The organism is Mycobacterium sp. E3247 (genome assembly GCF_001667785.1).
Lineage (GTDB): Bacteria > Actinomycetota > Actinomycetes > Mycobacteriales > Mycobacteriaceae > Mycobacterium.
In genome coordinates this window covers 14,962-40,930 of the sequence record NZ_LZJG01000116.1, presented here as the reverse complement: position 1 = coordinate 40,930, position 25,969 = coordinate 14,962, and the positions used below count along the sequence as shown (strand labels likewise).

Genomic DNA, 25,969 nt, shown 5'->3' with positions numbered 1-25,969 from the left:
CGTGATGCTCACGCGGGCCGCTGCTGTGGCTGGTATCGGCCTGCTGAGCACCGGATGCGTCACGACCGTCACCGGCACGGCCACGCGCGCCGGGCATCTCGGCGGAGCAGCGCTGCCGCTCGAGCAAATCCTGCCGGACACCGAGGAGGTCAGCGCGGCCGTCGGCAACCAGCTGCCGCCACACGCCCCCCCGTTGGTTGGAGATATCGATATGCTGCCCAACGGGATTCGCGACAGCGGCGGCGCCGCACCCATCGAATGTCTCGGGCTCGTCGCGCCGGCGATGCGCATCGTCTACGAACCCGGCCACGTCCGTGCCGTCGCGACGGAGGACTACTGGAACTACGACTCCGGCGTGGCGGTGTCCAGTGCTACGGCGGCGGCGATCAAGCTGGCGTCGCCGGCCGACGCGCAACGGCTCTTCGCGTCGTTCGTCACGCAATGGCAACGCTGTGAGGGCGTCACCGTCACGATGTACACCCACGACTCGAGCAACACCGAGTTGTATTCCAAGGCGACCGGTATCCGCGTCGACGGGCCGGTCCTGTCGGCGACCGTCAGCGCGTGGGACAACCATCACACTGGGCCGGCCCCGGACGAGCGGGCCGTGGGCGTGCGCGCCGATGTCGTCGCCGACGTCAAAGTCGCCGACGGCCCGCATGTGCAAGCCGGGAGCAGGGCCATCGACGTCGTCGAGGCGATGTTGCGAAAAGTCTCGAGCAACAACTGATGAGAACCGGCCGCATCGTCCTCGCCTGCCTGGCCGTCGTAGCGCTGGCCACCGGCTGCACCGTCGCCGGCACCGCGCGCCCCGCGCCGGGTTTGAAGCCCCACCCGGTCACCGGGCAGGCCGTCAAGAAGGTGCTCCTCGACGACGGCGAGCTGTCGAAGCTGCTCGGTCAGTCCTTCGTGGCCAAGACCGAACTTCCGGGGCGCTTCGGCGGGCCCGAGGTGTTGCCGCCCGCGTTCGGGGCGGTCTCACCCCTCAACTGCATCGGCGTCACCTCCATGATGGTCAAGAACGCCTACCAATCCGGCGACGTCAAGAACGCGGCGCGGGAGACGTGGTGGAACCTGCGCGGGCCGGCGAAGGTGATCAGCGTGGCCGAGGGCGTGGTCGCCCTGTCCAGCGCCGGTGGGGCCGCCGCGTTGTTCCAGCAGTTCACCCAGCAGTGGCGCGACTGCGACGGCACCACCGTGACCATCGGGCGTCCCAGCATCATCACCGACCGCCCCGCAATCGTCTTCTCCGACAACATCTCCGACGTGCGCGTCACCGATTCGGTTGTGGGTGCGACCCTTTCGATCGATACCCAGTTGCCCGGCCTACCGTCCAGCGGACCGCGCCCCGAAGCGCGCGCGCTCGGCATTCGGGGGAACTGCCTCGTCGAAGTCGACGTCGCGTTCTTCGGCGCGACGCAACCGAGGGACGAGGGAACCGGTGACGTACACCACAGCGCCATCGACATCGCGCACGCGCTGATGGACAAGGTCAGCGCGTTGAGCTGACGCGCAGCTGGCACCAGGCTGGGACTTTTCTGGGGTTGGGCTGTGTTGACGTGTACGTGCCGTCTTGGTGGTGTCGCGAAACCTAAACTCGGTGGGGGTGAGAGGTAGCCGAAAAGCTCATGGGAAGTATTCGTCGCATTGAAGTGCCGCGGCCCGCGTCTGTCGCCGCGTTGTCCGATAAGCGCCGCGGTCGGGGTCGACGTTGTTGTGCGGCAGCGCTTCTGGTCGTCTTGATGTTGGCGACGGGTTGCTCCGTCACGGTCGCCGGCGCGGCGCGGCCACCAGCGAACCTCACGCCGCGATCCCTCGACGGGCAGGCCCTCAATCGGGTGCTGTTGGGCAGGAGCGCGCTATCCCGCATCGTCAAGCAACCGCTGGAGCCCGACCCGCGTTTCCCGCCGCTTGTCGGGGGCCCCGAGCTGTTGGCGGGTACGGGCGCGGGGTGGTCCGACAGTTGCCTCGCAGTGGCGGTGATGATGCAGGCGGGTGCCTACCGGTCCGCCAATGTGAAAGGCTTTGCGCTCACGACCTGGCGGCCCGATGCCGGGTCCGCCGTGACGGTGACCAGGGTGCAAGAGGCCGCGATCAGCTTGCCCACCGCCGCCGTAGCCAACGCCCTGTTCGCCAGCGTCTCGAGGCAGTGGCAGGAATGCGACGGTAAGACGGTGCCCATTTCGGGCGGAAGTCTGCCGCTGAAAGTGCAAGTCAGTCACGTACAGAACGCCGTTTCCGTTGTCGCTGCGACGATTTCGATGCGATGGAACACACCCACCCTGTTCTCGCCCCCATCGCTTCCCGCCGCCAGGGCCGTCGGCGTGCGGGACAACTGCCTGATCGAAGTCGAAGTCGACTTCTTCGGCACACCCGGCGCGTCACCGGACGCGCAGGGGGACGTGAACTCCAGCGCGCTGGACATCGCCCAAGTCATGCGGGACAAAGTGAGCGCACTGAGCTGACCCGCCACCACAGCAACGGCGGCGACCCGCTTCGCCCGGCCTGACGGCCGCGCTCGCGATCGCGACTACACCAACGGCGGCGACCCGCTTCGCCCGGCCTGACGGCCGCGCTCGCGATCGCGACTACAGCAACGGCGGCGACCCGCTTCGCCCGGCCTGACGGCCGCGCTCGCGATCGCCGCTCCTACATCGGCGCGTTGGCCGGCTGGAACATCCCGGACCCGTCGGCCTCCTCCTCGGCGCGAATCACGTGCACCACGGCGTTGATCAACGCCAGGTGGGTGAACGCCTGCGGGAAGTTACCCAGGTGCCGGCCGGTCCGCGGCTCGATCTCCTCGGCGTAGAGGTGCAACGGGCTGGCGTAGGACAGCAGCCGCTCGCACAAGCGCTTGGCCCGCGCCACCTCGCCGATCTCCACCAGCGCCGACACCAGCCAGAACGAGCAGATCGTGAACGTGCCCTCCTCGCCGGCCAGCCCGTCGTCGGTCTGCTCGACCCGGTAGCGCAGCACCAGGCCTTCCTGGGTGAGCTCGTCGGCGATGGCCAGCACCGTGTTGCGCACCCGGGGGTCGTCGGGCGGCAGGAAGCGGGTCAGCACCACCAGCAGCAGCGAGGCGTCCAGCGCGTCGCTGCCATAGCGCTGGGTGAACACCCCGCGAGAATCCACCCCGTGCTCCAAAATGTCCTGCTTGATCTCCTCGGCGATGGCCCGCCACTGCTGGGCATAGCTCTTCTCGCCCTGGCGCTCGGCGAGCTTCGCCCCGCGGTCGAGCGCCACCCAGCACATCACCTTCGACGACGTGAAGTGCTGGGGTTCGCCACGGACCTCCCAGATGCCCCGGTCGGGCTCCCGCCAGTGCTTGATGGCCTCTTCCACCTGCTTCTTCAGCACCGGCCACAGGCTCTCCGGGATCTGTTCGCGGGACTTGCAGTGCAGGTAGAACGAATCGAGGATCGAGCCCCAGATGTCGTGCTGGACCTGGTCGTAGGCGCCGTTGCCGATGCGCACCGGCCGCGCATGGTCATAACCCGACAGGTGGTGCAGCTCCTCTTCGACCAGGCTGCGTTCGCCGCCCACGCCGTACATCACCTGCAGCGGGTGCCGTTCGTTGCTGTTGGCGCCGGAGACGTCGGCGATGAACGCAAAGAAGTCGTCTGCCTCGCGGTCCAGACCCAGCGTGTAGAGGCCCCACAACGCGAACGTCGAATCACGCACCCACGCGTAGCGGTAGTCCCAATTGCGTTCGCCCTGCGGCGTTTCCGGCAGCGACGTGGTCGCGGCCGCCAGCAGCGCCCCGGTGGGCGAGTACGTCAGACCCTTCAACGTGAGCGCGCTGCGCTGCAGGTACGCCCGCCAGGGGTGGTCGGGGAAGTTGCCGATGTTGATCCACTGCCGCCAACACTCGGTGGTCTGCCACATCTTGTCCGCGGCCTCTTCGTAGGTCTGCGGTGCCGGGTGCTTGGTCCAGCTCAGGGCGACGAACACGTCGTCCCCCTCCTTCATCCGCGTGCGTGCGCGCGCTTCGCGCCCCTCCAGCCCGATCCGCAGGTTCGTGGTGAGCCGCAGCGTCGGGTGGGCGTCGGGCTGCTTGGCGGCCCGCGCGATGGCCTCGCCGTAGGCGTTGGCCGAGTATTCCCAGGTGGCACCGACGCGGTGGTAGTCGAACGCCGGCTCGCAGCTCATCATCAGCTCGACGGTCCCGCTGACGCAGCGCACCGTGCGCAACAGGATGTGCTCGGCGTCCCAGTCCATCGGGGTGCGGCGATGGGTCCGCGATCGGCGCTCGATGTCGTGCCACGGTCCCATCACCAGCGCGTCACGCACGATCAACCACCCGGTGTGGGTTTGCCACGTGGTCTCCATGATCAGGCTGCCGGGCAGGTAGCGGCGGGCCGAGGGCACCGAGACGCCGTAGGGCCCGAGCCGGAAGTGGCCGGCGCTGCGATCCAGGATGGCACCGAACACGCTGGGGGAGTCCGGCCGAGGCACGCACAGCCATTCGACCGATCCCGCGGGGGAGATCAGGCACGTCGTCTCCCAGTCCGACAGAAACGCGTAGTCGGCGATCGGCGGAAACGGGTTCCGCAGTGCCGCGCTGGAAGCGAGCGGCGCCGGCGCGCTGAAGTCGATGGGCGAGGGCAGGACCGCCGGGGCCGCCTGGAACGCCTCCTCGGGCATGGCGTCGGCGGGCTGGTCATCGGGCTGGGCGTGCAAAACCATCCCGACATCATCATCTGTTGAGCGGCCCGGCGTCCATTCTTTCGCCCACGTGGCGTCCGTCTGGTTCAATCTCGGCGTCGGGCAAACCCCGGCGCGTGCTCGGGCAGCGGACCGATGGCAACGAGGTAGCCGGCCAGCCGCCCCATCGCCGCGGACCGGCCCACCAGCCGCACACCCAGGGGCGCGCGATGTTCGTTTCCGCTGACCGCCGCGGCGATCACGTTGGCGTGGATCACCCGTTGTGCCGTCTGCAGCAGCACCGTGGGAAGCCAACGACGCGCCTGCACGCGCGCCAACCGCCAGGTGGGCACCCGACCCGCGTGCAACGCGCCCGCCAGGATGCGCGCGGCGGCCACCGCGTCGGCCACCGCAAGGTTGATCCCGACGCCGCCGACCGGTGACATCGCGTGCGCGGAGTCGCCGATGAACAGGACGCCGCCGGCATACCAGCGCCGAAGCCGATTCAGTTGTACGTCAAGCAGTTTCACGTCATCGAACGACGTCAGCGTCTGCACGCGGTCTCCGAGCCAGGGCACCATGCCGACCAGCGCCCGGTGCAGCGATTCGATGCCTTGCGACCTCAGCCGGGCGTCGGTCCCCTTCGGGATGATGTAAGCGATCTGGTAGTAATCGCCGCGGTCGATCACGATGACCGCGTGTCCGGCCCGCAGCACGCCGGCCAGTCCGCGTGGGTCGCCGGGTTGGCGGGGCAGCCGGAACCACCACACGTCCATCGGCGCGCCGAAACTGTGCGGATCCAGGCCCAGCGCCGAACGCACCGTGGACGAGCGACCGTCGCAGGCCACGGTCAGCTCGGCGCGCATGCTTTTCGCCTCACCGGCCTGGTCACGGTAGGTGACGCCGACGACTCGGTCGGCGTCGCGGATGACGCCGGTGACCTCCGTGCTGCGCAACAGCCGGAAGGTCGGCTCGGCCTCCGCGGCGGTGGCCAGCAGCTCCAGGAAGTCCCATTGCGGCACCAGGGCGATGTGCTTGTGCGCGCCCGGGAGGCGGGTCAGGTCGAGCGCCAGCGGCGCGTTCTGTATCTCCATGTGGACGGTGTCGATGAGCCGATGCGGAATCTGCGCGAACCGCCCGCCCAATCCCAGTTCGTCGAGCAGTCCCAGGGTGCTCGCGTGCACCGTGTCCCCGCGGAAGTCGCGCAGGAAGTCGGCGTGCTTTTCCATCACCGTGACGTCAACACCGGCGCGGGCCAGCAGCAACCCCAGCACCATGCCCGCCGGGCCCCCGCCGGCGATGAGGCAGGCCGTCGACTCGGGCGCGGACGACGGGGCAGCCATGCGCCGATCTTGGCACATTGGTTTTCCGGCGCAAGGCCGAATAGGGTGAGCCCGTGACCGCGTTCCTGAATTGGTGGGACGGCAACGAGCTGTGGCTTTCCGGGCTCGCTTTCGTACTCCAGGCCATGGTGGTGATGCCGGTCGTGCTCTTGGTCGCCGCGGTCACGGCGGGCCTGCTCGATGGGTTGCTCGGCAAGGGCATCGCCCTGATGCGTCGTGCCCGCCACGCCGGTGAGGCGCCCGGGTAGCGCTCATGCCTCGGTCACACGTGACGTTGATTCTCGTCGCGCTCGTGGTACTGGTGATCGTCGCGTGGTTGCTGACGCACTGAGCATGCAGGCCGCCCGCCAGGCACTCGAGCGGTGGCGGCCCCACCGATTCCTGTTAGGCTTCCCGCCATGCAGGTGACATCGGGTGTCGTGGAGCGCCATGTCTTCGTGCACTGTTGTCGCTGACTGCCAAACCCGTGTGCGGTCTGGTATGGGGTTTGTGATATCTCCCGTCGGATGAGGCGCCTTTCCGCAGCATCGGGACCGCTGTCTCCTTAAGTCCCCGTCCTGGAAGGCCCGAATGCTCAACGACATCGCACCCCGTTGGCGGTCGATGGTCACGTTCGCCCTGACCGTCGCTGTCGTGGCCGGGTGCAGCGGCGGTCCCAGCGATGTCGTCGGCGGGGGCGGGCCGGCCAACGCGCGCACGAGCATCACGCTGGTCGCCTATTCGGTCCCAGAACCCGGCTGGAGCAAGGTGATCCCGGCGTTCAACGCCGCCGACGAGGGCAAGGGCGTGCAGGTGATCACCTCCTACGGCGCCTCCGGTGACCAATCACGCGGTGTCCTCGACGGCAAGCCGGCCGACATCGTGAACTTCTCCGTCGAACCGGACATCACCCGGCTGGTGAAAGCCGGAAAGATCTCGAAAGATTGGAATACCGACGCCACCAAGGGAATTCCGTTCGGGTCGGTGGTGACGTTGTTGGTGCGCAAGGGCAATCCGAAGAACATCAAGGACTGGGACGATCTGCTGCGGCCTGGCGTGGAGGTCATCACCCCCAGTCCGCTGAGTTCGGGGTCGGCCAAGTGGAATCTGCTGGCGCCGTACGCGGTCAAGAGCGAAGGCGGCAGCAACCCGCAGGCCGGCGTCGACTTCATCAGCAAGCTGGTGCACGAACACGTCAAGCTGCGTCCGGGTTCGGGACGGGAGGCTACCGATGTGTTCGTCCAGGGCAGTGGGGACGTGTTGATCAGTTACGAGAACGAAGCGATCGCGACGGAGCGTGCGGGCAAGCCGGTCGAGCACATCAACCCGCCGCAGACGTTCAAGATCGATAATCCGGTCGCGGTGGTGAGCACCAGCGCACACCTGGACGCCGCGGTCGCCTTCAAGAACTTCCAGTACACGGCCACGGCGCAGAAGGTGTGGGCGCAGGCCGGCTTTCGGCCGGTCGACCCGGCCGTCGCGGCCGAGTTTCGCGGCCAGTTCCCGGCGCCCGCGAAACTGTGGACGATCGCCGACCTCGGGGGTTGGTCGACGACGGACCCGCAGTTGTTCGACAAGACCACCGGCAGCATCACCAAGATCTATACGCAGGCCACGGGATGACGGCCGCGCTCACGCCCGGTCCCCGGGCGGTCGGGCCCGAGCTGGGCGGCGACGGGCGCCGCCCGGCGGACGGCCGGCGGGCGTCCCGCGGGAACGCGACGTCTTTGCGGGTGGGCGTGGCCACGCTGTGGCTCTCGGTCATCGTGCTGCTGCCGCTGGCCGCCATCGCGTGGCAGGCCGCCGGCGGCGGCTGGCACGCGTTCTGGTTGGCGGTCACCTCCAACGCCGCCGTGGAGTCGTTCCGGGTGACGCTGACCATCTCCGCCGGGGTCGCGTTGGTGAACCTGGTCTTCGGTCTGGTCATCGCCTGGGTGCTGGTGCGGGACGACTTCGTCGGCAAGCGGCTGGTCGACGCGATCATCGACCTGCCGTTCGCGCTGCCCACCATCGTCGCCAGCCTGGTGATGCTGGCCCTCTACGGCAACAACAGCCCGGTGGGTCTGCATCTGCAGCACACGGCGTGGGGCGTGGCGGTGGCGCTGGCCTTCGTCACCCTGCCGTTCGTGGTGCGCGCGGTGCAGCCGGTGCTGCTGGAGATCGATCGGGAGACCGAGGAGGCGGCGGCGTCGTTGGGTGCCACCGCTCCCAAGATCTTCACCTCGGTCGTGCTGCCGTCTTTGACGCCCGCGCTGATGTCCGGTGCGGGCCTGGCGTTCTCGCGCGCGATCGGCGAGTTCGGGTCGGTGGTGCTGATCGGTGGTGCGGTGCCCGGCAAGACCGAAGTGTCCTCGCAATGGATACGGACCCTGATCGAGAACGATGACCGCACCGGTGCCGCCGCGATATCCATCGTGTTGCTGTCGATCTCGTTCGTCGTGCTCTTCCTGCTGAGGGTCGTGGGTGGGCGCGCGGCCAAGCGTGAGGAGCTGGCCGCGTGACGCTGAGTCCCAGGGTCCGATACCTGATCCGATTCATCGCGCTCACGTACCTTTTCGTTCTGCTGGTTGTCCCGGTGGCCCTGATCCTGTGGCGGACCTTCCGGCCGGGGTTGGGTCAGTTCTTCGACTGGGTGAGCACGCCCGCGGCGATATCGGCGCTGAACCTGACCCTGCTGGTCGTCGCCATCGTGGTGCCGCTGAACGTGGTTTTCGGCATTCCGACCGCTTTGGTGCTCGCCCGCAACCGGTTTCGTGGCAAGGGCGTGCTCCAGGCGGTCATCGATCTGCCTTTCGCGGTGTCGCCGGTCATCGTGGGCGTGGCCCTGATCCTGTTGTGGGGTTCGGCCGGCGCGTTCGGCTTCGTCGAGAAGGACCTCGGGTTCAAGATCATCTTCGGGCTGCCCGGCATCGTGCTTGCCAGCATCTTCGTCACCCTGCCGTTTGTCGTCCGGGAGGTGGAACCGGTGCTGCACGAACTGGGCACCGACCAGGAAGAGGCCGCCGCAACGCTGGGATCGGGCTGGTGGCAGACCTTCTGGCGGATCACCCTGCCATCGATCCGATGGGGCCTGACCTACGGCATCGTGCTGACCGTCGCGCGCACCCTCGGCGAATACGGTGCCGTCATCATCGTGTCGTCGAACCTGCCGGGTAAGTCGCAAACCCTGACGTTGCTGGTGTCGGATCGGTACAACCGCGGCGCCGAGTACGGGGCGTACGCGCTGTCCACGCTGCTGATGGGTGTTGCGGTGTTGGTCCTGATCTTCCAAGTGATTCTGGATGTCCGCCGAGTACGAGCGGCGAGGTAGGCCTGACATGGAGACTCGTAGATGACTGACGACAACAACGGCCCCGTCGACCACGCGATCGTCGTGCGCAACGCCTACAAGCGCTACGGCGACTTCGTGGCCTTGGACAACGTCGACTTCGTCGTGCCCTCCGGTTCGCTGACGGCACTGTTGGGTCCCAGCGGTTCCGGTAAATCGACCCTGCTGCGTGCCATCGCCGGGCTCGACCAGCCCGACAGCGGAACGATCACGATCAACGGCTCGGACGTCACGCGGGTGCCGCCGCAGCGACGGGGCATCGGTTTCGTGTTCCAGCACTATGCGGCGTTCAAGCACCTCACCGTTCGCGACAACGTCGCCTACGGGTTGAAGATCCGCAAGCGGCCCAAGGCCGAGGTCAAGGCCAAGGTCGACAACCTGCTGGAAGTGGTGGGGCTGAGCGGATTTCAAAATCGCTACCCCAACCAGCTCTCCGGTGGCCAACGACAGCGGATGGCGCTCGCGCGGGCCCTGGCCGTCGACCCGCAGGTGCTGCTGCTCGACGAGCCGTTCGGCGCCCTGGACGCCAAGGTGCGTGAGGACCTGCGCGCGTGGTTGCGCCGCCTGCACGACGAGGTGCACGTGACCACAGTGCTGGTCACCCACGACCAGGCGGAGGCCCTGGATGTCGCCGACCGGATCGCCGTGCTCAATCACGGTCGCATCGAGCAGGTGGGATCGCCGACCGAGGTCTACGACGCGCCGGCGAACGCCTTCGTGATGTCGTTTCTCGGGGCGGTGTCCACCCTGAACGGGAATCTGGTTCGGCCACATGACATCCGGGTGGGCCGCAACCCCGAGATGGCGATTGCGGGCGGGGACGGCACCGCGGAATCGATCGGGGTGGTGCGCGCCACCGTCGACCGCGTGGTCGTGCTCGGCTTCGAGGTGCGGGTGGAATTGACCAGCGCCGCCACCGGCGGCCCCTTCACCGCGCAGATCACCCGCGGCGACGCCGAGGCGCTGGCCCTGAGCGAGGGCGACACCGTCTACGTGCGCGCGACCCGAATGCCGTTCATCGCCGATCAGGCGACGGCCGACCGCGGCGACGGCCCCGCCGGCGAAGATCAGACCACGCTGACGCCGGCCTGAATCAAGCGATTTCGCCGGCTACGCGTGCAGCCCGCACTCGGTCTTGGCCAGCCCCTGCCAGCGCCCACTGCGCGGGTCCGCCCCGGCCAGCGGTTTGGCCGTGCACGGTTCGCAGCCGATGGACGGATACCCGTCGTAGACAAGCGGATTGACCAGCACACCGTGCTCGTCGATGTAGTTCTGCATGTCCTCGTCGGTCCACGTCGCCAGCGGGTTGATCTTCACCAGCTTGAAGCCCTCGTCGAAACCGATCACCGGGGCGTTGGCACGCGTCTTCGCCTCGCTGCGGCGCAGCCCGGTCACCCAGGCGGAGTACCCGCTCAAGGCTCGGCGCAGGGGCACGACCTTGCGCAACCGGCAGCACTCGCCCGGATCCCGGGAGAACAGGTTCTTGCCCAGCAGCTGGTCCTGCTCGGCCACCGTCTGCTCGGGCGTGATGTTCAACACGTGAATGTCGTACACCGATTCGACCGCGTCCCGGGTTCCGATGGTTTCGGCGAAGTGGTAGCCGGTGTCCAGGAAGACGACCGGCACACCCGGCCGGACCTTGGACGCCAGGTCTATCAACACGGCCTCCTGCATGCTCGACGTCAGCACGTAGTTGCAGGTGGCCCAGCCGCGCGGCCCGTTGACTCCGCCGAAGGTCTCGTCGGTCCAGCGCAGAACCTCGATGGCGCTGGCGCCCTCGAGCTCCGCGGCACCCCGCGCCGCCAGGTCCCGCAGTTGCGCCTCGGTCCGTTTCGTTGCTTGTCCACTCATCGTAAATCGTCCTCATCTGCCCGAATCGCCCACTGCGCGAACCGTTCTCCCGCACTGCGGTGTTTGATGAAGTTGCGTACCACCCGATCGATATAGTCACCCAGCTCGTCGCTGGTGACCTTGTGCTGGCGCAGCTTTCGCCCGAATCCGCTGTCCAGCCCGAGGCTGCCCCCCAGGTGCACCTGAAAGCCCTCGACGGAGCCCCCATGACCGTCATCGACCATTTGGCCCTTAAAGCCGATGTCGGCCACCTGAATTCGCGCGCACGAGTTAGGACAACCGTTGATGTTGACCGTGATCGGCACGTCGAGCGCGGCGTTGACGTCCTCGAGCCGGCGTTCCAGCTCGGGGACCAAGACCTGCGCCTTGCCCCGGGTTTCGGCGAACGACAGCTTGCAGTATTCGATGCCCGTGCACGCCATCAGGTTTCGCCGCCAATGCGAAGGCGTGGTCTGCAGCCCGAGCGCCTCCAGGCCTGCGAGCACCTCGTCGAGTTTGTCGTCGGCGATGTCGAGGATGACCAGCTTCTGGTACGGGGTGAACCGGATCCGGTCGGAGCCGGCCCGGTCCATCAGGTCGGCGACCGCCGAGAGGATGGTGCCCGAGACCCGGCCGGCGATCGGAGCGGCCCCGACCGCGTTGAGCCCGTTCTTGAGCCGTTGCACCCCGATGTGATCGATCGGATGCTTGAGCGGCTCGGGGGCCGGGCCGTCGATCAGCGGCCGCTTGAGGTACTCCGTTTCGAGCACCTCGCGGAATTTTGCTATGCCCCAGTCCTTGATCAGGAACTTCAGCCGCGCCTTGGACCGCAGCCGGCGGTAGCCGTAGTCGCGGAATATCGAGGTCACGGCCTCCCAGACCTCGGGCACCTCGTTCAGCGGCACCCAGGCGCCGACCCGCTGGGCCAGCATCGGGTTGGTGGACAGGCCGCCGCCGACCCACAGGTCCAGGCCGGGCCCGTGCTCGGGGTGGTTGACCCCGATGAAGGCGATGTCGTTGATCTCGTGCGCGACATCCTGCAGACCCGAGATTGCGGTCTTGTACTTGCGCGGCAGGTCGGCGAAGTCCGGCCTGCCGATGTAGCGGCGCACGATCTCGTCGATCGCCCAGGTGGGGTCGATTACCTCGTCGAGCGACTCACCGGCCAGCGGCGAACCCAGGATGACGCGGGGGCAGTCACCGCACGCCTCGGCGGTCTGCAGGCCGACCTCGGCGAGGCGCCGCCAGATTTCCGGGACGTTCTCGACCTCGATCCAGTGCATCTGCACGTTCTGCCGGTCGGAGATGTCGGCGGTGTCGCGACCGAACTCGGTCGAGATGTGCCCGACCGTGCGCAGCGCCGCGGCCGACAGCGCGCCGCCGTCGCAGCGCACCCGCATCATGAAGTACTTGGCCTCGAGCAGATCGGCGTTCTCGTCACCGGTGAACGTGCCGTCGTAGCCCTGTTCGCGCTGGGTGTAGAGCCCCCACCAGCGAAAGCGCCCGCGCAGGTCACTCTTGTCGATGCTGTCGAACCCGGCCTTGGCGTAGACATTCTCGATGCGCTCGCGCACGTCGAGGGGGGCGCCGGCCTGCTTCATCTCTTCGTTGGGATTGAGCGGTGCCCGGTCTCCCAGCGCCCACTGGCCCTCGTTGCGGGCCTTATTCGGGGACCCAGCGGGTCGGGCGGTGGTCATTGGAAAAGGTCTCCTTTTCGACATCGCAGGCATGAAAGCGCAGCTCACCGGTGGTATCGGCGGCGCAGATCCGATGCCAGCTGGACGTACAGGTGGGCGGGTCTACGACATCAAGGGAGACAGCAACAGCTGCAAACACGCTTGAGATCAATGTGCCGCCGCGCCACGAGCGCAATGCGAAGGCTGGGCTGAGCGACGGTCACGCACCCATTGTGCCATGCCCGATCGGGGCCCATGTCACCAGGTCAAATATCGGCTCACGGTGAGCGAAACCCCGATTAAATCGGCCGCCCCGGTAAGAACACCCGGAATTTCGTCGGCCGGATCGACCCCCGGCCGCGACGGGCGCACCGTGGGAAGATTTGGCATGGCACTTCGCGAGGAACCGGTCGAGCTGCCCGATCTGCAGCCCGTCCCCGGGCGCCCGTTCGGGATGTACATCCATGTTCCGTTCTGCATAACACGTTGCGGCTATTGCGATTTCAACACCTACACTCCTGCCGAGTTGGGTGGCGTGAACCCCGACGCCTGGCTGGCGGCGCTGCGGACGGAGCTGAAGCTGGCCGCCGAGCGGCTTTCCGGGCCGACGGTGAACACGGTGTTCGTCGGGGGAGGGACACCGTCGCTGTTGGGCGGCACGCGGGTGGCGACGATCCTGGACATGGTGCGCGAGCACTTCGCGCTGGCACCCGACGCCGAGGTCACCACCGAGGCCAACCCCGAGTCGGCCTGGCCGGACTTCTTCGACGCCGTCCGGGCGGCCGGCTATACGCGGGTGTCGCTGGGCATGCAGTCGGTGTCACCGCGGGTGCTGGGGGTACTCGACCGCATCCACACGCCGAACAGGTCGGCGGCCGCCGCCCGCGAAGCGTTGGACGCCGGCTTCGAACACGTCAGCCTCGACCTGATCTATGGGACGCCGGGGGAGTCCGACGACGATCTGCTGCGCTCGGTCGACACGGCGATCGACACCGGTGTCGATCACGTGTCCGCCTACGCGCTGGTCGTCGAGGAAGGGACCGCGCTGGCCCGACGGGTGCGGCGCGGCGAGCTGGCGGCCCCCGACGACGATGTGCTGGCGCACCGCTACGAGTTGCTCGATGCCCGGCTGTCCGAGGCCGGCATGTCGTGGTACGAGGTGTCCAACTGGTCGCGGCCAGGCGGTGAGTGCCGGCACAACCTCGGCTATTGGGACGGTGGTCAGTGGTGGGGCGCAGGGCCGGGAGCCCATGGCCACGTCGGCGCCACCCGCTGGTGGAACGTCAAGCATCCCAACGCCTACGCGGAGACGCTGGCCGGTGCCGCATTGCCGGTGGGCGGATTCGAGCGGTTGGACGCCGACGCCCTGCACACCGAAGACGTGTTGTTGAAAACCCGACTGCGCCAGGGGCTTCCGCGCGCAGTGTTGAGCCCCGTCGAACAAGAGCGCGCCCAAGGTGCGGTCGCGGACGGGTTGCTGGTGTCCGACGCCGACCGGCTCGTCCTCACACCGCGCGGACGGCTGCTGGCCGACGCGGTGGTGCGCACGGTCCTGGGCTAGTACTCAACTCGCCGGAAACCAGTGCGCGACTGCCCGATTGATCTCGATGTAGAGCGGAATCCCGATGGTGACGGTGTAGGAGAACGTCAGACCCAGCGCCGCCGCGAGTGGCAGCGTCGGGCTCGCCTCGGGGATGCCCAACCGCTGGACCGCGGGAAGCGTGATGTAGGACGCCGAGCTGCACAAGACCGCGAACAGCACATAGGTACCCGGCTGAAAGTGGGTGTCCGTGAGGTTCGCGTAGCAGTAGGCGCCCACGATACCCAGTAGCGCAAACAAGTTGGGCGCCAACAAACCGAAGACGATGAACCCGCTGCCCGCCAGTCTGAGATCCCGCAGCTTGCGGGACGCCGTCATGCCCATCTCGAGCAGGAACAAACACAGCACCCCCTGAAACGCCGCGACGAAAAGCTCGTTCTGGTCGTGCACCACCTTCTGGCCCTGCAGCGCGCCGATGAAACCGATGGCGATACCACCGACGAGGAGGATCAGTCCGGGGTTGAGAAACACTTCCTGCAAGATCGCGCCCGACATCAGTGGCGCGTTCTTGCGCTGCGGGTTGGCCTCGTGCCACTCGGGATGCTCTTGCTTTTCCAGCGAGAGGGCCAGCTCCTCCTCGATCCCGCGTTCGACGTCGTCGTCTCCCTCGGCCCGTTCCCGCTGCTCGGCCACTCCCGGCCCCACCGCTACGGGTGCGGTGTAGCCGTGTTCGTCCGGCATGAACCCGGCCTCGTCCATCCCCCGGTGCCGCAGCCGGGCCACCAGGTAGAGCGCCACCAGACATCCGGGAATCTCCATGAACGCCAGCAGGACCGGCATGTAGGCGTCGAAGGCGATCCTGAGGCCGGCCAGGACGGCAACGCAGGTCGCGAAGGTGCCCGCCGAGTCGGATCCGTAGTAGCCGGCGACCGCCGCCCGGTCGACGCGCCGCAGCCGTGTCAGGTATCTGAGCAGGAAGTAGGTGAGCGCGCCGACGACGACGTTCAGCGCGAAGCCCAGAGCGACGAACCCGGCGATGTTGTCGATGTCGGCCGGTTTCACCTTCGCCAGTTCCTCACCGCCCTGCCAGCCGATGGCCACCAGCAGGTACATGGTCAGGCCCTGATAGATCACATAGGGGAATTCGAATCGCACCTTCAGGATCGGGATCAGGAACCCGAAATAGAAGAACAGCAACAGCGGCTTGAAGAGATTGTGGATGAAGTTCTGCCACAACTCGTAGAGCATGTACGCCTCCCGGCGACGCAGTCGGGCCCTGCGCGGGACGGCAACCGACGCGCGGCGTCACCGAACTTAGTGGAAACCCGCCGGTTCGGGGGGCCCGACTCAACCCGTCTTTACGAACAATTAACAACGAGCGGAATCGGACCCTACCCGGCGGGCCATCGGAACACGTCAAAGGCGCTGTGGTCCAGGATGATTCGGCGGTCCCGACGATCGTCCCGGCGGGGCGAACCCTAGAACCAGTGGGCTATCAGCCGGTTGACCTCGATGTAGAGCGGGATTCCGATGGTGACGTTGTAGGAGAACGTCAGACCGAGCGATGCGGCCAACGGCAGGGTGGGGCTGGCTTCGGGGATCGCCAGCCGCTGGACAGCCGGGACGGCGATGTAGGAGGCCGCGCCGCAGAGCACCGCGAAGAGCACGTAGGTGCCGGGCTTGAAATCGGCATGGGTGAGTGAGGAGTAGATGTGAGCGATCAGGATGCCGAGGGGAGCAAAGATGTTCGGGGCCAGCAGGGCGAAGAAGATGAAACCGGGGCCGGCCGTTCGCAGGTCCTTCAGCTTCCGGGAGGCGGTCATGCCCATTTCGAGCAGGAACAAACAGAGAACGCCCTGGAAGGCGAGGACGAAGAACTTGTCGTCGTCGGCGACCACCTTCTGGCCCTGCAACCCACTCACCAGGCCGATGATGATGCCACCCATCAGCAGGACGAGCCCGGGGTTGAGGAACACCTCCTGGAACAGCTCCCGGGAGAAGATGGGCGGCTTTTTGCCGGCGGTGTGAGGCGGGCTCTCGGGCTCCCAGTCCGGATGGTCGAGCTTTTCCAGGGAGAGCTCCAGCTCCTCCTCCAGCCCGCGCTCATGCTCGGCCTCCTCGAGGCTCTGGCCGTGCGGAGGCATGGCTGCGGCGCCGGGCCCGACGGCCACCTTGACCGGCGCGATGTAGCCTGGCTCGTCCTCCATGTTCCCGGCCGCGTCCATCCCGCGGTGGCGAAGGCGCGCCACGAAGTACAGCGCCACCAGACAGCCCGGAATCTCCATGACCGCCAACATGACCGGCATGTAGGCGTTGAACGCCATGCCGACGGCCGTCAGGACGGCCACGCAGGTGGCGAACGTCCCCGCCGAGTCCGACCCGTAATACCCGGCGACCGTCGCCCGGTCGATTCGTCGAAGCGAGGTCAGCCAATTCAGCAGCAGGTAGGCGATGCCGCCGATGACGAAGTTGAGCACGAAGCCCAACACCATGAAGCCCACGATCACCCCGACGCTGCCGGCGCTGATCTTGGCGAGTTCCTCTCCGCCGTGCCAGCCGATGGCCAGCAGCAGGTACATCGTCAGACCCTGATAGATCACATACGGGAATTCGAACCGCACCTTCAGGATCGGAATGAGGAACCCGAAGTAGAAGAAGAGCAGGAGCGGCTTGAACAGGTTGTGGGTGAAGTTGAGCCAAAACTCTTGCAGCATCCGATGCCTTCCTCGATGAGTGCGGTGATCAGGGAAAGCACCGTCCGCAAGCGGAGCCACCACGAACATCCCGACGACCGTGCAAAATTTATCCCCGCAGGTGTCAAACCGCCACTCGAATGCAAAGCACGACGTTTAAGCGTGTCGGACCGATCTGAGGCGGCCGAAGGCGGCTAATCTGCCTGGTCAGAGGCCCGCGCGTGGCGGGCTTGCGAGCGTGGGCCGGCGCCGAGGCAGGCGTGGATTTGGTGTGAAGGTCCTGTGTATTTGCTGTGGGCCCAATAGGGGGTCAATGATTCGACGAAATCAGCGACGGCCGCACCCCGACGCCCTTCTTCCGGTGCGTCACCGACACCCACGCCATTGGCGAGTAATGGGTGGTGATTTCCTCGAATCCGTCGACGCGGGAAACCGTGAGTACACCCGTATCCTGATTGATCTCGAGTTCGTCCCCGTCGCCACCCTGAACCTCTTCGCCGTTCGCGAGGCGGATTACGAACATGGTGTTCCTCTCGAAATGGTTGGCCGGCACTGAGCGATCAGGCGGGTCGATTCACGATGCGCCCGTCGTCCGGCCGAAGCAACCCTCGAACGTCCGCGCAGGAGTCCATGACGCCACTCCTTTACACGCTCCGACGGAGCTGTCCAGCGACCGCACCCACAGGGGTCCCCCGGCCAGCGGGTTCACACGGTTAGACACCGATTTTAGGAGACATCACCGCCGGCCGGCCGGGAGCTGTGCGGCCGCGACGTAAACGGTCGGGAAACGTTTGGTGTCGCCGATGTCCTGGTGGGCGGGGCGGGCCGTCGTCGACGGCCCCCGTCGCACCCTGCCAGCTGCGGAAACGGGAGACCGGACTGGGCGCCGAGGTCCGGGTGCGCGCGTTGGCGGGGGGATGGCCGGCGCTTTAGCTCGACGGGAGTTTTGGCTGGCGGGCGGGGCGCGATCGACCGTGGCGGGGATCGGCCGTCGCGCCGTTAGATAGGTTAGGCTACATTTACTAACCGTGACCGAGGTCAGCGTTCAGACGAGTTCCGCCGGCTCCACGTCGTCACCGATTCCGCTTCCCGAGCACGTCGACCCGGCCGACTTGGCCGCAGAGCTGGTCGCACGGCTGCCCGAGCGGGTCGGCGAGGAGTACGTCCTGTATGAGCGCAGTGGTCAATGGGTGCTGGGCAGTGGTGTGCGCGCGATGGTCGAGCTCGACAGCGACGAGGTGCGCGTCATCCGGGACGGGGTGACCCGGCGGCAAGAGTGGTCGGGGCGGCCCGGCCCCGTTCTCGGCGAAGCCGTCGACAGGCTGTTGCTCGAGACCGACCAACTCCTCGGCTGGATTGCGTTCGAGTTCGGTCTGTACCGCTATGGGCTGCAACAGCGGCTGGCGCCACGAACGCCGCTGGCCCGCGTGGTCTGGCCGCGCACTCGCATCGTGGTGACCCGGGAGGAGGTGCAGCTGTGGGGCGCGACCGCGGTTCATCGCGATACGGTTCTCGGCTTGCTGGGCGACGGTGTGCCCGACGCGGGGAAGGCTCGCGCCCTTGATGTTGCCGCCGACCCTTCGGGCTACCGCGATCGGGTGGCGTCCGCCGTCGGCGAGATCGCGGCGGGCCGCTACCACAAGGTGATCCTCTCCCGCTGTCTGGAAATCCCCTTCGCGCTGGACTTTCCGTCCACCTACCGGCTGGGTCGCCGACACAACACCCCGGTGCGGTCGTTCCTGTTGCGGCTGGGCGGGATTCGCGCGCTCGGCTACAGCCCCGAACTCGTCGCGGCCGTCCGCGACGACGGGATGGTCGTGACCGAGCCCCTGGCGGGCACCCGCGCGCTGGGCCGCGGTGTGGCGCGCGACCGGCAGGCGCGCGACGATCTGGAATCGAATTCCAAGGAGATTGTCGAGCATGCGATTTCGGTGCGGAGCTCGCTGCAGGAGATGACCGAGATCGCCGCACCCGGCAGTGTGGCGGTCACCGACTTCATGACGGTGCGGGAGCGCGGGAGCGTGCAGCACCTCGGGTCTACGGTCAGGGGGCGGCTGGATCCGTCGAACGACCGGATGGACGTGCTGGAAGCGCTTTTCCCGGCCGTCACCGCATCGGGCATCCCGAAAGCCGACGGCGTCGAAGCGATCCTGCGTCTCGACGAGAGCCCGCGCGGACTGTATTCGGGAGCGGTCGTGATGTTTTCGGCTGATGGCGGCCTGGACGCGGCGCTGACGCTGCGGGCGGCCTACGAACGCGACGGCAAGGCCTGGCTGCGAGCGGGCGCCGGCATCATCGAAGAGTCCACGCCCGAGCGCGAATTCGAAGAGACCTGCGAAAAGCTCTCCACTCTCGCGCCGTATCTGGTTGCCCGCCGCTGATCGTCTGACCGGTGGTGGCGAAGGTCACCGCGGCGCACTGAGCCCCTTTCCGCCATAGGGACCTTTGGCCCTAGTTGGCGCAGTTTCCGGCGTGTCATCTTTATGTAACCGTATGACACAGATACATTGTGCGTTACTTGACGGCACACATAACTGGAGGGCTTTGTGTCCAAAGATCTGACAAACCTGCAGCTACTCCACGAGCTGGAGCCTGTGGTCGAGGGTCTGCTCAACCGCCACCTTTCGATGTTCAAAGAGTGGAATCCACACGACTACGTCCCATGGTCCGACGGCAAGAACTTCCATGCGCTGGACGGTCAGGACTGGGAGCCCGGAGACACCCGGCTGCCCGACGTCGCGCAGGTCGCGATGGTGCAGAACCTGCTGACAGAGGACAATTTGCCCTCGTATCACCGCGAGATCGCGATGAACTTCAGCATGGACGGCCCGTGGGGGCAGTGGGTCAACCGCTGGACGGCCGAGGAGGCCAGGCACAGCACGTCGCTGCGCGACTACCTGGTGGTCACCCGCGCCGTCGATCCGGTGGCGTTGGAAAAGCTGCGCATGGAGCAAATGACCCGAGGCTTCAGCCCGGGGCAGAATCAGCAGGGCGACATGTTTGCCGAGAGCTTGTTCGACGCGGTGATGTACGTGTCGTTTCAGGAACTGGCCACCCGCGTTTCCCACCGCAATACCGGTAAGGCCTCCCAGGACCCCATCGCCGAGCGGCTGATGGCCAGGGTGTCCCACGACGAGAACCTGCACATGATCTTCTACCGGGACGTCAGCGCGGCGGGCCTGGACATCGCCCCCAACCAGGCGATGAAGTCGGTGCACCGGATCTTGCGCAACTTCAAGATGCCCGGGTTCACGGTGCCGGAGTTCCGGCGCAAGGCGGTGGTCATCGCCGTCGGCGGCGTCTACGACCCGCGCATCCATCTGGACGAAGTGGTGATGCCGGTGCTCAGAAACTGGCGCATCTTCGAACGCGAAGACTTCAGCGGCGAGGCCGCGCGGATGCGCGACGATCTGGCGGTGCTGGTCAAGGAGCTCGAGCAGGCTTCCGACAAATTCGAGGAGTCCAAGCAGCGCTATCTCGAGCGCGAGGCCCGCAAGACCGAAAAGATCACCGCGCGGAAAGTGCTTGAGACGGAGGGGCGGCTGACCCTGAGCGGACACTGAGGCGTGACGTTCAGGCCGACGAGCTGGACTCCAGATAGTCGGACAGGATGCGGCTCACCAGTGACTCGATGTTGGACTCGATCGACGACGCGAGTGTGGCGGTAACGGTGGCCACGGCTTGAGTCCGGAAGCGCACCAGCATCGTGATCAGCTCGGCGATTTCGGCATCCGCCGGAAGGGGCTCACCCGGCTTGATGCGATCCAGCACGTGCTCGGCCCCGGCGCGCACCAGCAGATCGCTGATCTTGTCGATTTCGGGCACGATCTGCTCGTGTAGGTCGATCAGTTTTTCCAATTTGACGCCGTAGCCACGGATTTCGTTGAACGCTTCGATCAGTTTCGGACGGGTGACCGTGGCGAGGTCCCCGTCGACCCGGATGACTTGCAGCGCCACCAGGCGCTGGAAGGCCTCCGGATCGTCGACGAGTCGCTGCGCGTCGACAAGCGGCATGGTCTCTGGCTTCTCGGTGGTCCAGGTGCCCACGATCGCCGTCTCCAGGCCGAGCACGTCGCCGAGATTCTTGCCTTCTTCCCAGGCGCTGAGCATTTCGCGTACGTGCGCGATGGTGTATCCGCGGTCCAGCATCGAGGTGATCAGCCGCAGCCGGGTCAGATGGGTGTCGTTGAACAAGGCGATGCGACCGACGCGCAACGGCGGGGGGAGCAGCCCGCGATCGCGATAGACCCGGATGTTGCGGGTGGTGGTGCCGGCCAGCCGGGCCAGGTCGTCGATCCGGTATTCGCCGGATGCGGGGTCGCCGTGGGGATGACGGACCGCCGCGTCGAACAGCTGCGAGACCGCCGTCTCGATCAATTGCCGGTATTCGCGCGACTGGCGCCGAACGCGCTTGGGCGCGCGCCGCACATTGTGCAGCACGCTGGCGATGGTGCCGGGTTCGGCTCTCGGAGAACGGTCGAGCGGGCGGTCGGGTGCCATGCGTTCAGCCCGGCGAGACGGCAGGCGCGCGCCGCGCCACCGCTTGGTAATCCTGGTAGCGGAAATCCCTCATCTGGCGAAGATACTGCGTCGCGAAACCCGGGTACATCGAGCCGTTGTATCCGTCCTTGGTGAGGTACCAACTGCGGCAGCCGGACATCCACGTCGTCTTGGTGAGGCGTCGCTGGATGTTGTCGTTGTGGCGGCGCTGGGCGCCTTCTCGCACATCGAGATAGCGCAGGTCGTTGTCGAGAACGGCGGTGACGCCACGCACCGCGTACTCCAGCTGACCCTCGATGTAGACCAGCAGCGAGTTGTGGCCCGGCCCGGAGTTGGGTCCGGTCATGACGAACAGGTTGGGATATCCGTGCACGTTGATGCTCTTGTAAGCCTGTGCGCCGCCGGCCCATTCGTCGGCCAGGGACCGGCCGCCGAGCCCGGTGATCGCGAAGGGGGGTCCGGTCAGATGGACGTCGTAGCCGGTGGCGAACACGACGCAGTCGACGTGATGCTCGATACCGTCACTGGTGCGGATACCGGCCGGGCTCATCGTGGCGATCGGCCAGTCGATGAGCTTGCAGTTGTCGCGCTGCAGGGCGGGGTAATAGTCGCTGGAGACCAGCATGCGCTTGCACCCCGGGCGGAAGTCCGGCGTCAGCTGGCGCCGCAGCCACGGGTCCTTCACCTGCGCCCGCAGGTGCGCCCGCCCGAGCCGCGCGGCCAGCGAGGTCAGCGGCGTGTCCCACACCAGAGCAGTCGCGCTGGCCTCGTGGCCCCAGAACAAGGCCTGACGCGCAAGTAGCTGGGCCGCAGGGACTTTGGCGAACAGGGCTTGCACGGCCGGCGGGGTGGCGGCGTCGAGGCGCGGCAAGACCCAGCACGGCGTGCGCTGGAAGACCTTGACGAACCCGGCCTGCTTCACCAGTTCGGGGATGATCTGGATCGCGCTGGCACCGGTGCCGATGACGGCGACGCGTTTGCCCGCGAAATCGTAGCCGTGGTCCCAGCGCGCGCTGTGCATCTTGTGTCCGCGATAACTGTCCAGGCCGCGAATGGCGGGGAAGCTCGCGTCCGACAGCGGACCGGAGGCCAGCACCACGGTGCGCGCGCGGAACCGCTTGCCGCCCTTGGTGGTTGCGGTCCAGATCCCGGCACCCTCGTCGAAGGTCAGATGGCTGACCTCGTGGCCGAACCGGATGCGGCGGCGGATGTCGAATCTGGTCGCCATGTCCTCGAGGTGCCGGCAGATCTCCGGGGCCGGGGAGTAGGTGCGCGACCAGGCCGGGTTCCTGACGAACGAATACGAATACAGCAGCGAGGGAACGTCACAGCTGGCACCGGGATAGGTTGTGTCGCGCCAGGTTCCGCCGACCCGGTCGCCGCGCTCCAGGATCACGACGTCGTCGACCCCGGCGTCGGCCAGTCGAATGGCCGCTCCCAGGCCGGTGAAGCCGGCCCCGATGATGAGCACCGCGTGGGCGCGGTCGGTTGTCATGGTCAGGCCGCCGGTTTGTAGGTGAGTTCCTTGAACCAGCTGGGCACGGGCCTCAGCAGCGTCTTGGGGTATCGGTCCGACAGCCAGACCATCGAATCGGCCAGGAGCTGATAGGGATGCTGCGGGTTGACGACCATCGCGGCGTGCCGCTTGAGCAGCTGGTAGGTGGGAACACGCCAGGTGTGTTCCCCGCGCTCGCCGAGTTGTTTGAACCGCTTCACCGCGTTGTTCAGCCGCTCGGGCTCGAGTCCCATCTCGGCCATCTCGCCGTAGATGCGTTTGAGCAGCGGAACGTACATGAGCATGCCGATGATGAGGCCCGGGGACGCCGCGCGGCCGATGAGTTCGATGGCCAGTCGGCGCGCCTTGGCGTGTCCGATGAGGTCGAGCACCTCGAAATCGACCGCGATGTGCCGGGATTCGTCGTTGTTGATCTTCTCGAACACCTGGTGGCATACCGGGTCTTCCACGGTGTCCAGCAGAAACTTCAACAGCGCACCGTCGAGGGCCACCTCGAGCATCGGAATGACGGTGCCCAGCACGGACAGCGGCATGCTGTCGGCGAACGCGTCGAGCCACTCGATGGACAGCCGGATGTTGATGTTCGGCTCGGGCAGCTCGCCGTCGTCAAGCATCCCCCAGCGCTTCATCAGCGCCATCTCGGCGTTGGCGTGGCGCTGCTCCTCGGCGTGGAAGTAGCGGTAGATCTCCGCGAGCGTCGGGTCGGGCGCCTTCTTGGCCAGCGCGGCGAACCCGCGGGCGCCCACGTTCTCGATCCAGCACAGGTCGGCCATGAAGGCCTTCAGCTTGGGGCGGAATTCGGGCCGAATGGTCTCCGCACCGGGCGCGTCCCAGTCGATGTCGGCGAGCGCCCACTGCCGATCCTTGATCTTGGCGAGCATGGCTTCCATGTCGATCGCCATGGGGGGAGCTCCTTTTCGTTGACGGAATCAGGGCAGGTTGATGCGGGAGATCAGGCCGGCCGCACGCGTATAGGCCTGCGGGGCCATGCGTTTGATGCTCCAGCCGATCTTGGCGTCCAGTTGCGGCATGCAGTACAGGTCGCCGCGGTCATGCGCGTCCAGACAGATCCGCGCGACCTTGTCCGGCGAGAATCCGGTCCAGCGCATCAATCGGTGGGCCAGCTCGCTGGACTCCTCGCTGATGCGGCCGGACTCGATGATGTTGGTCTTCACGAAGGTCGGGCACAGCACGGTGACCCGTACCGCGGTGCCGGCCAGTTCGGCGGCCAGGGTCTCCGACAGTGACAGCACGCCGGCCTTGCTGACGTTGTAGGCGGCCATTCCGGGGGCCGCGCCGAACGCCGCCGCGGACGCCACGTTGATGATGCCGCGGGGGGCGTGCGACCGGGCGGCCTCGCGCAGGATCGGGGTGAACACGTGGCAGCCGTGGATCGGACCCCACAAGTTGATGCCCAGCGTCCACACCCAATCGTCCAGTGGCGCATCGCCGATGGCCGCGCCGCGGGCGCCGACACCGGCGTTGTTGATCACCAGCGTCGGCGGCCCCGAAAACCACGCCTGCGACCGCTCGGCCAGCGCCTGGACGTCCTCGAATTTCGAGACGTCGCAACGGACGGCGGTGGCCCTGGCGCCCCGTTCGGTGATCGCGTCGACCGTTTGTTGGGCGGCGGCTTCGTCGATGTCGCTGCACACGACCGCGCCGCCACGGCGCGCCAGCTCGACGGCGAACGCCGCACCGATGCCGCTTCCGGCACCGGTCACCACCGCCGAGGCGCCCCGGCTGGTCTTGGCCCTGCCCAGCAGCCTGTCCAACATCGCTCAGTGCACCTCCTCGGCGAGCGCCCGCGCGTCCTGCAACGCGTGGGCGATGAACCGCGCAACGTAGGTCACGGCCTTGGCGGCTTCGGGTGTCAGGCGCGGCAGCGCTTGAAAGACGTGCACCTGGTGTGGCCAGATCTGAAGTTCGCACCGACCGCCAGCGGTTCGGATGTCGGCGGCGAGCTGACGCGCGTCGTCCTGGAGCATCTCCGCGCCGCCGGCCTGGATCAACGTCGGCGGAAGTGGCGGCCCGCCGGCCACATTGAGTGTCAGACGTTGGTGAGCGGGATCGAGGCCGGTGTGATACATGGCGACCAGGCGGGCCGCGTCGGCGGCCCGGATCGCCGGATCGCGGTGAAGGCGTTCACGCGCGAGGCAGAGCGCGAAGGTGATGTCGTAGAGCGGGGAGAACAGCGCGAGCGCGGCGGGGTGATCGGCCGTGATCTCCGGTTGCAGCAACATGTCGACGGCCAGGTGACCGCCAGCCGAATCTCCGGCGATCACTGTGCGTTTCGGCGATATGTCGCGGGCTTGCATCAGCCAGTCCCACCCGGCCCGGACGTCCTCGGCGGCGGCGGGGAAGCGGTGGCGGGGTGCCAGTCGGTAGTCGATGCAGAACACCGGCAAGCCGGTCAGGGATGAGAGCCAGGATGTCAAGCGCCGGTGCGTCTTTGGCGAGCACACGGCGTAACCGCTGCCGTGGACGTAGTAGATTGTGCCCGCGCTGGTTGACGATCGCGGGGTCCCGCTCGTCGGCGTTCGCGGTCCGTAAACCCATTCGCCTTTGACGCGGCGGCCGTCGGGCAGCATGGCGTCGACGTGTTCGACGCGGGTGCCGGCCAGCGGAGGACCGAAGGTCCCCATGATCCCGGCGATGATCCGCCGCGACAGCCACAAGCCCCATGCCCGCTCGGGCGGGAGCAGGCCGGTGACGGGCCGCAGGGTGTATGTACTCACCGCTGCCGCACCGCGGGACCGCAATGACCCGCGAGCCGGAACACCGTCCGCCATGCCACGCAGTCAACACCAAATGGTGACATTGGTCAATGGCAGCTTTTTGGAGCCGTCCGCGGAGTCCGGCGACGTGCAGCCGGCTTTGGCTGCCGGGGGCAAACGAAAGTGGTTGCTATTAAGCGTGT

The 25,969-nt window shown here is 67.0% G+C and carries 24 protein-coding genes; 11 read left to right on the top strand and 13 right to left on the bottom strand.

Features of this window, described 5'->3' with window-relative positions:
• The first annotated feature begins 4 nt into the window (after nt 1–4).
• The 3 genes from A9X04_RS06160 to A9X04_RS06150 all read left to right on the top strand — a co-directional run bounded on the left by A9X04_RS06160 (nt 5) and on the right by A9X04_RS06150 (nt 2,465).
• Complete coding sequence (locus tag A9X04_RS06160; RefSeq protein WP_067918749.1) at nt 5–730, top strand: sensor domain-containing protein; 726 nt, start codon at nt 5–7, stop codon at nt 728–730.
• On the top strand, nt 730–1,509 hold the full coding sequence (locus A9X04_RS06155; protein ID WP_067918720.1) for a sensor domain-containing protein: 780 nt from the start codon (nt 730–732) through the stop codon (nt 1,507–1,509). The genes A9X04_RS06160 and A9X04_RS06155 overlap by 1 nt, the downstream gene beginning before the upstream one ends.
• Nucleotides 1,510–1,742: 233 nt before the next feature.
• A complete protein-coding gene (locus A9X04_RS06150) occupies nt 1,743–2,465 on the top strand; it encodes a sensor domain-containing protein (RefSeq protein WP_067918718.1) in 723 nt (240 codons plus the stop codon).
• A gap of 184 nt (nt 2,466–2,649) precedes the next feature.
• On the opposite strand, the gene A9X04_RS06145 is transcribed toward A9X04_RS06150, so the two are convergent.
• Nucleotides 2,650–4,686: a glycoside hydrolase family 15 protein gene (locus A9X04_RS06145; RefSeq protein ID WP_067918716.1), complete on the bottom strand. Its 2,037-nt coding sequence runs from the start codon at nt 4,684–4,686 to the stop codon at nt 2,650–2,652.
• Nucleotides 4,687–4,751: 65 nt separating this feature from the next.
• A complete protein-coding gene (locus A9X04_RS06140) occupies nt 4,752–5,987 on the bottom strand; it encodes an FAD-dependent oxidoreductase (protein WP_067918715.1) in 1,236 nt (411 codons plus the stop codon).
• Nucleotides 5,988–6,040: 53 nt separating this feature from the next.
• Between A9X04_RS06140 and A9X04_RS06135 the strand changes: the two genes are divergently transcribed.
• From A9X04_RS06135 to A9X04_RS06115, 5 genes are all read left to right on the top strand, one after another.
• Nucleotides 6,041–6,235 (top strand): hypothetical protein, encoded by a 195-nt coding sequence (locus A9X04_RS06135; RefSeq protein ID WP_067918713.1) that lies wholly within the window; start codon nt 6,041–6,043, stop codon nt 6,233–6,235.
• Nucleotides 6,236–6,557: 322 nt separating this feature from the next.
• Nucleotides 6,558–7,589: a sulfate ABC transporter substrate-binding protein gene (locus A9X04_RS06130; protein WP_067918712.1), complete on the top strand. Its 1,032-nt coding sequence runs from the start codon at nt 6,558–6,560 to the stop codon at nt 7,587–7,589.
• A complete protein-coding gene (gene cysT / locus A9X04_RS06125; RefSeq protein ID WP_067918710.1) occupies nt 7,586–8,467 on the top strand; it encodes a sulfate ABC transporter permease subunit CysT in 882 nt (293 codons plus the stop codon). The genes A9X04_RS06130 and cysT overlap by 4 nt, the downstream gene beginning before the upstream one ends.
• Entirely contained in the window at nt 8,464–9,276 is an 813-nt protein-coding gene (gene cysW / locus A9X04_RS06120) for a sulfate ABC transporter permease subunit CysW (RefSeq protein WP_067918708.1), read from the top strand. The genes cysT and cysW overlap by 4 nt, the downstream gene beginning before the upstream one ends.
• A gap of 21 nt (nt 9,277–9,297) precedes the next feature.
• Nucleotides 9,298–10,386, top strand: a complete 1,089-nt coding sequence (locus tag A9X04_RS06115) for a sulfate/molybdate ABC transporter ATP-binding protein (RefSeq protein WP_067918706.1) — start codon at nt 9,298–9,300, stop codon at nt 10,384–10,386.
• An 18-nt stretch (nt 10,387–10,404) separates the two neighbouring features.
• On the opposite strand, the gene A9X04_RS06110 is transcribed toward A9X04_RS06115, so the two are convergent.
• The 3 genes from A9X04_RS06110 to A9X04_RS32220 all read right to left on the bottom strand — a co-directional run bounded on the left by A9X04_RS06110 (nt 10,405) and on the right by A9X04_RS32220 (nt 13,057).
• On the bottom strand, nt 10,405–11,145 hold the full coding sequence (locus A9X04_RS06110) for a phosphoadenylyl-sulfate reductase (RefSeq protein WP_067918704.1): 741 nt from the start codon (nt 11,143–11,145) through the stop codon (nt 10,405–10,407).
• Nucleotides 11,142–12,821: a nitrite/sulfite reductase gene (locus A9X04_RS06105; protein WP_067918702.1), complete on the bottom strand. Its 1,680-nt coding sequence runs from the start codon at nt 12,819–12,821 to the stop codon at nt 11,142–11,144. Before A9X04_RS06105 ends, A9X04_RS06110 begins: the two co-directional genes overlap by 4 nt.
• A gap of 110 nt (nt 12,822–12,931) precedes the next feature.
• Nucleotides 12,932–13,057 carry an Ms4527A family Cys-rich leader peptide gene (locus A9X04_RS32220; RefSeq protein WP_369804534.1) on the bottom strand — a complete coding sequence of 42 codons (126 nt, stop codon included), beginning with the start codon at nt 13,055–13,057 and terminating at the stop codon, nt 12,932–12,934.
• A gap of 131 nt (nt 13,058–13,188) precedes the next feature.
• Here A9X04_RS32220 and hemW point away from each other — a divergent pair, with 131 nt between their 5' ends.
• On the top strand, nt 13,189–14,361 hold the full coding sequence (hemW, locus tag A9X04_RS06100; protein ID WP_067918700.1) for a radical SAM family heme chaperone HemW: 1,173 nt from the start codon (nt 13,189–13,191) through the stop codon (nt 14,359–14,361).
• A gap of 3 nt (nt 14,362–14,364) precedes the next feature.
• On the opposite strand, the gene A9X04_RS06095 is transcribed toward hemW, so the two are convergent.
• From A9X04_RS06095 to A9X04_RS06085, 3 genes are all read right to left on the bottom strand, one after another.
• The gene (locus A9X04_RS06095; protein WP_067918698.1) at nt 14,365–15,588 is read right to left on the bottom strand and encodes a sodium-dependent bicarbonate transport family permease; all 1,224 of its coding nucleotides are present in this window, start codon (nt 15,586–15,588) and stop codon (nt 14,365–14,367) included.
• 230 nt (nt 15,589–15,818) lie between these two features.
• Nucleotides 15,819–17,054, bottom strand: coding sequence for a sodium-dependent bicarbonate transport family permease (locus A9X04_RS06090; RefSeq protein WP_067918696.1), 1,236 nt, complete (start codon nt 17,052–17,054; stop codon nt 15,819–15,821).
• A 289-nt stretch (nt 17,055–17,343) separates the two neighbouring features.
• Nucleotides 17,344–17,556, bottom strand: a complete 213-nt coding sequence (locus A9X04_RS06085) for a hypothetical protein (protein WP_067918747.1) — start codon at nt 17,554–17,556, stop codon at nt 17,344–17,346.
• A gap of 505 nt (nt 17,557–18,061) precedes the next feature.
• Between A9X04_RS06085 and A9X04_RS06080 the strand changes: the two genes are divergently transcribed.
• Complete coding sequence (locus A9X04_RS06080) at nt 18,062–19,414, top strand: salicylate synthase (RefSeq protein ID WP_067918694.1); 1,353 nt, start codon at nt 18,062–18,064, stop codon at nt 19,412–19,414.
• Nucleotides 19,415–19,579: 165 nt separating this feature from the next.
• Nucleotides 19,580–20,596 (top strand): acyl-ACP desaturase, encoded by a 1,017-nt coding sequence (locus tag A9X04_RS06075; protein WP_067918692.1) that lies wholly within the window; start codon nt 19,580–19,582, stop codon nt 20,594–20,596.
• Nucleotides 20,597–20,606: 10 nt separating this feature from the next.
• Here A9X04_RS06075 and A9X04_RS06070 read toward each other — a convergent pair whose 3' ends face one another.
• The 5 genes from A9X04_RS06070 to A9X04_RS06050 are packed head-to-tail and all read right to left on the bottom strand — an operon-like array spanning nt 20,607 to nt 25,841.
• Nucleotides 20,607–21,533 carry a MerR family transcriptional regulator gene (locus A9X04_RS06070; protein ID WP_067918691.1) on the bottom strand — a complete coding sequence of 309 codons (927 nt, stop codon included), beginning with the start codon at nt 21,531–21,533 and terminating at the stop codon, nt 20,607–20,609.
• 4 nt (nt 21,534–21,537) lie between these two features.
• Nucleotides 21,538–23,028, bottom strand: a complete 1,491-nt coding sequence (locus tag A9X04_RS06065; RefSeq protein WP_369828923.1) for a flavin-containing monooxygenase — start codon at nt 23,026–23,028, stop codon at nt 21,538–21,540.
• Between the two features lie 2 nt (nt 23,029–23,030).
• Nucleotides 23,031–23,951: a reductase gene (locus A9X04_RS06060; RefSeq protein ID WP_067918690.1), complete on the bottom strand. Its 921-nt coding sequence runs from the start codon at nt 23,949–23,951 to the stop codon at nt 23,031–23,033.
• A 27-nt stretch (nt 23,952–23,978) separates the two neighbouring features.
• Nucleotides 23,979–24,827: an SDR family oxidoreductase gene (locus A9X04_RS06055; RefSeq protein ID WP_067918689.1), complete on the bottom strand. Its 849-nt coding sequence runs from the start codon at nt 24,825–24,827 to the stop codon at nt 23,979–23,981.
• Between the two features lie 3 nt (nt 24,828–24,830).
• The gene (locus tag A9X04_RS06050) at nt 24,831–25,841 is read right to left on the bottom strand and encodes an alpha/beta hydrolase (protein ID WP_082974833.1); all 1,011 of its coding nucleotides are present in this window, start codon (nt 25,839–25,841) and stop codon (nt 24,831–24,833) included.
• Nucleotides 25,842–25,969: the final 128 nt, after the last annotated feature.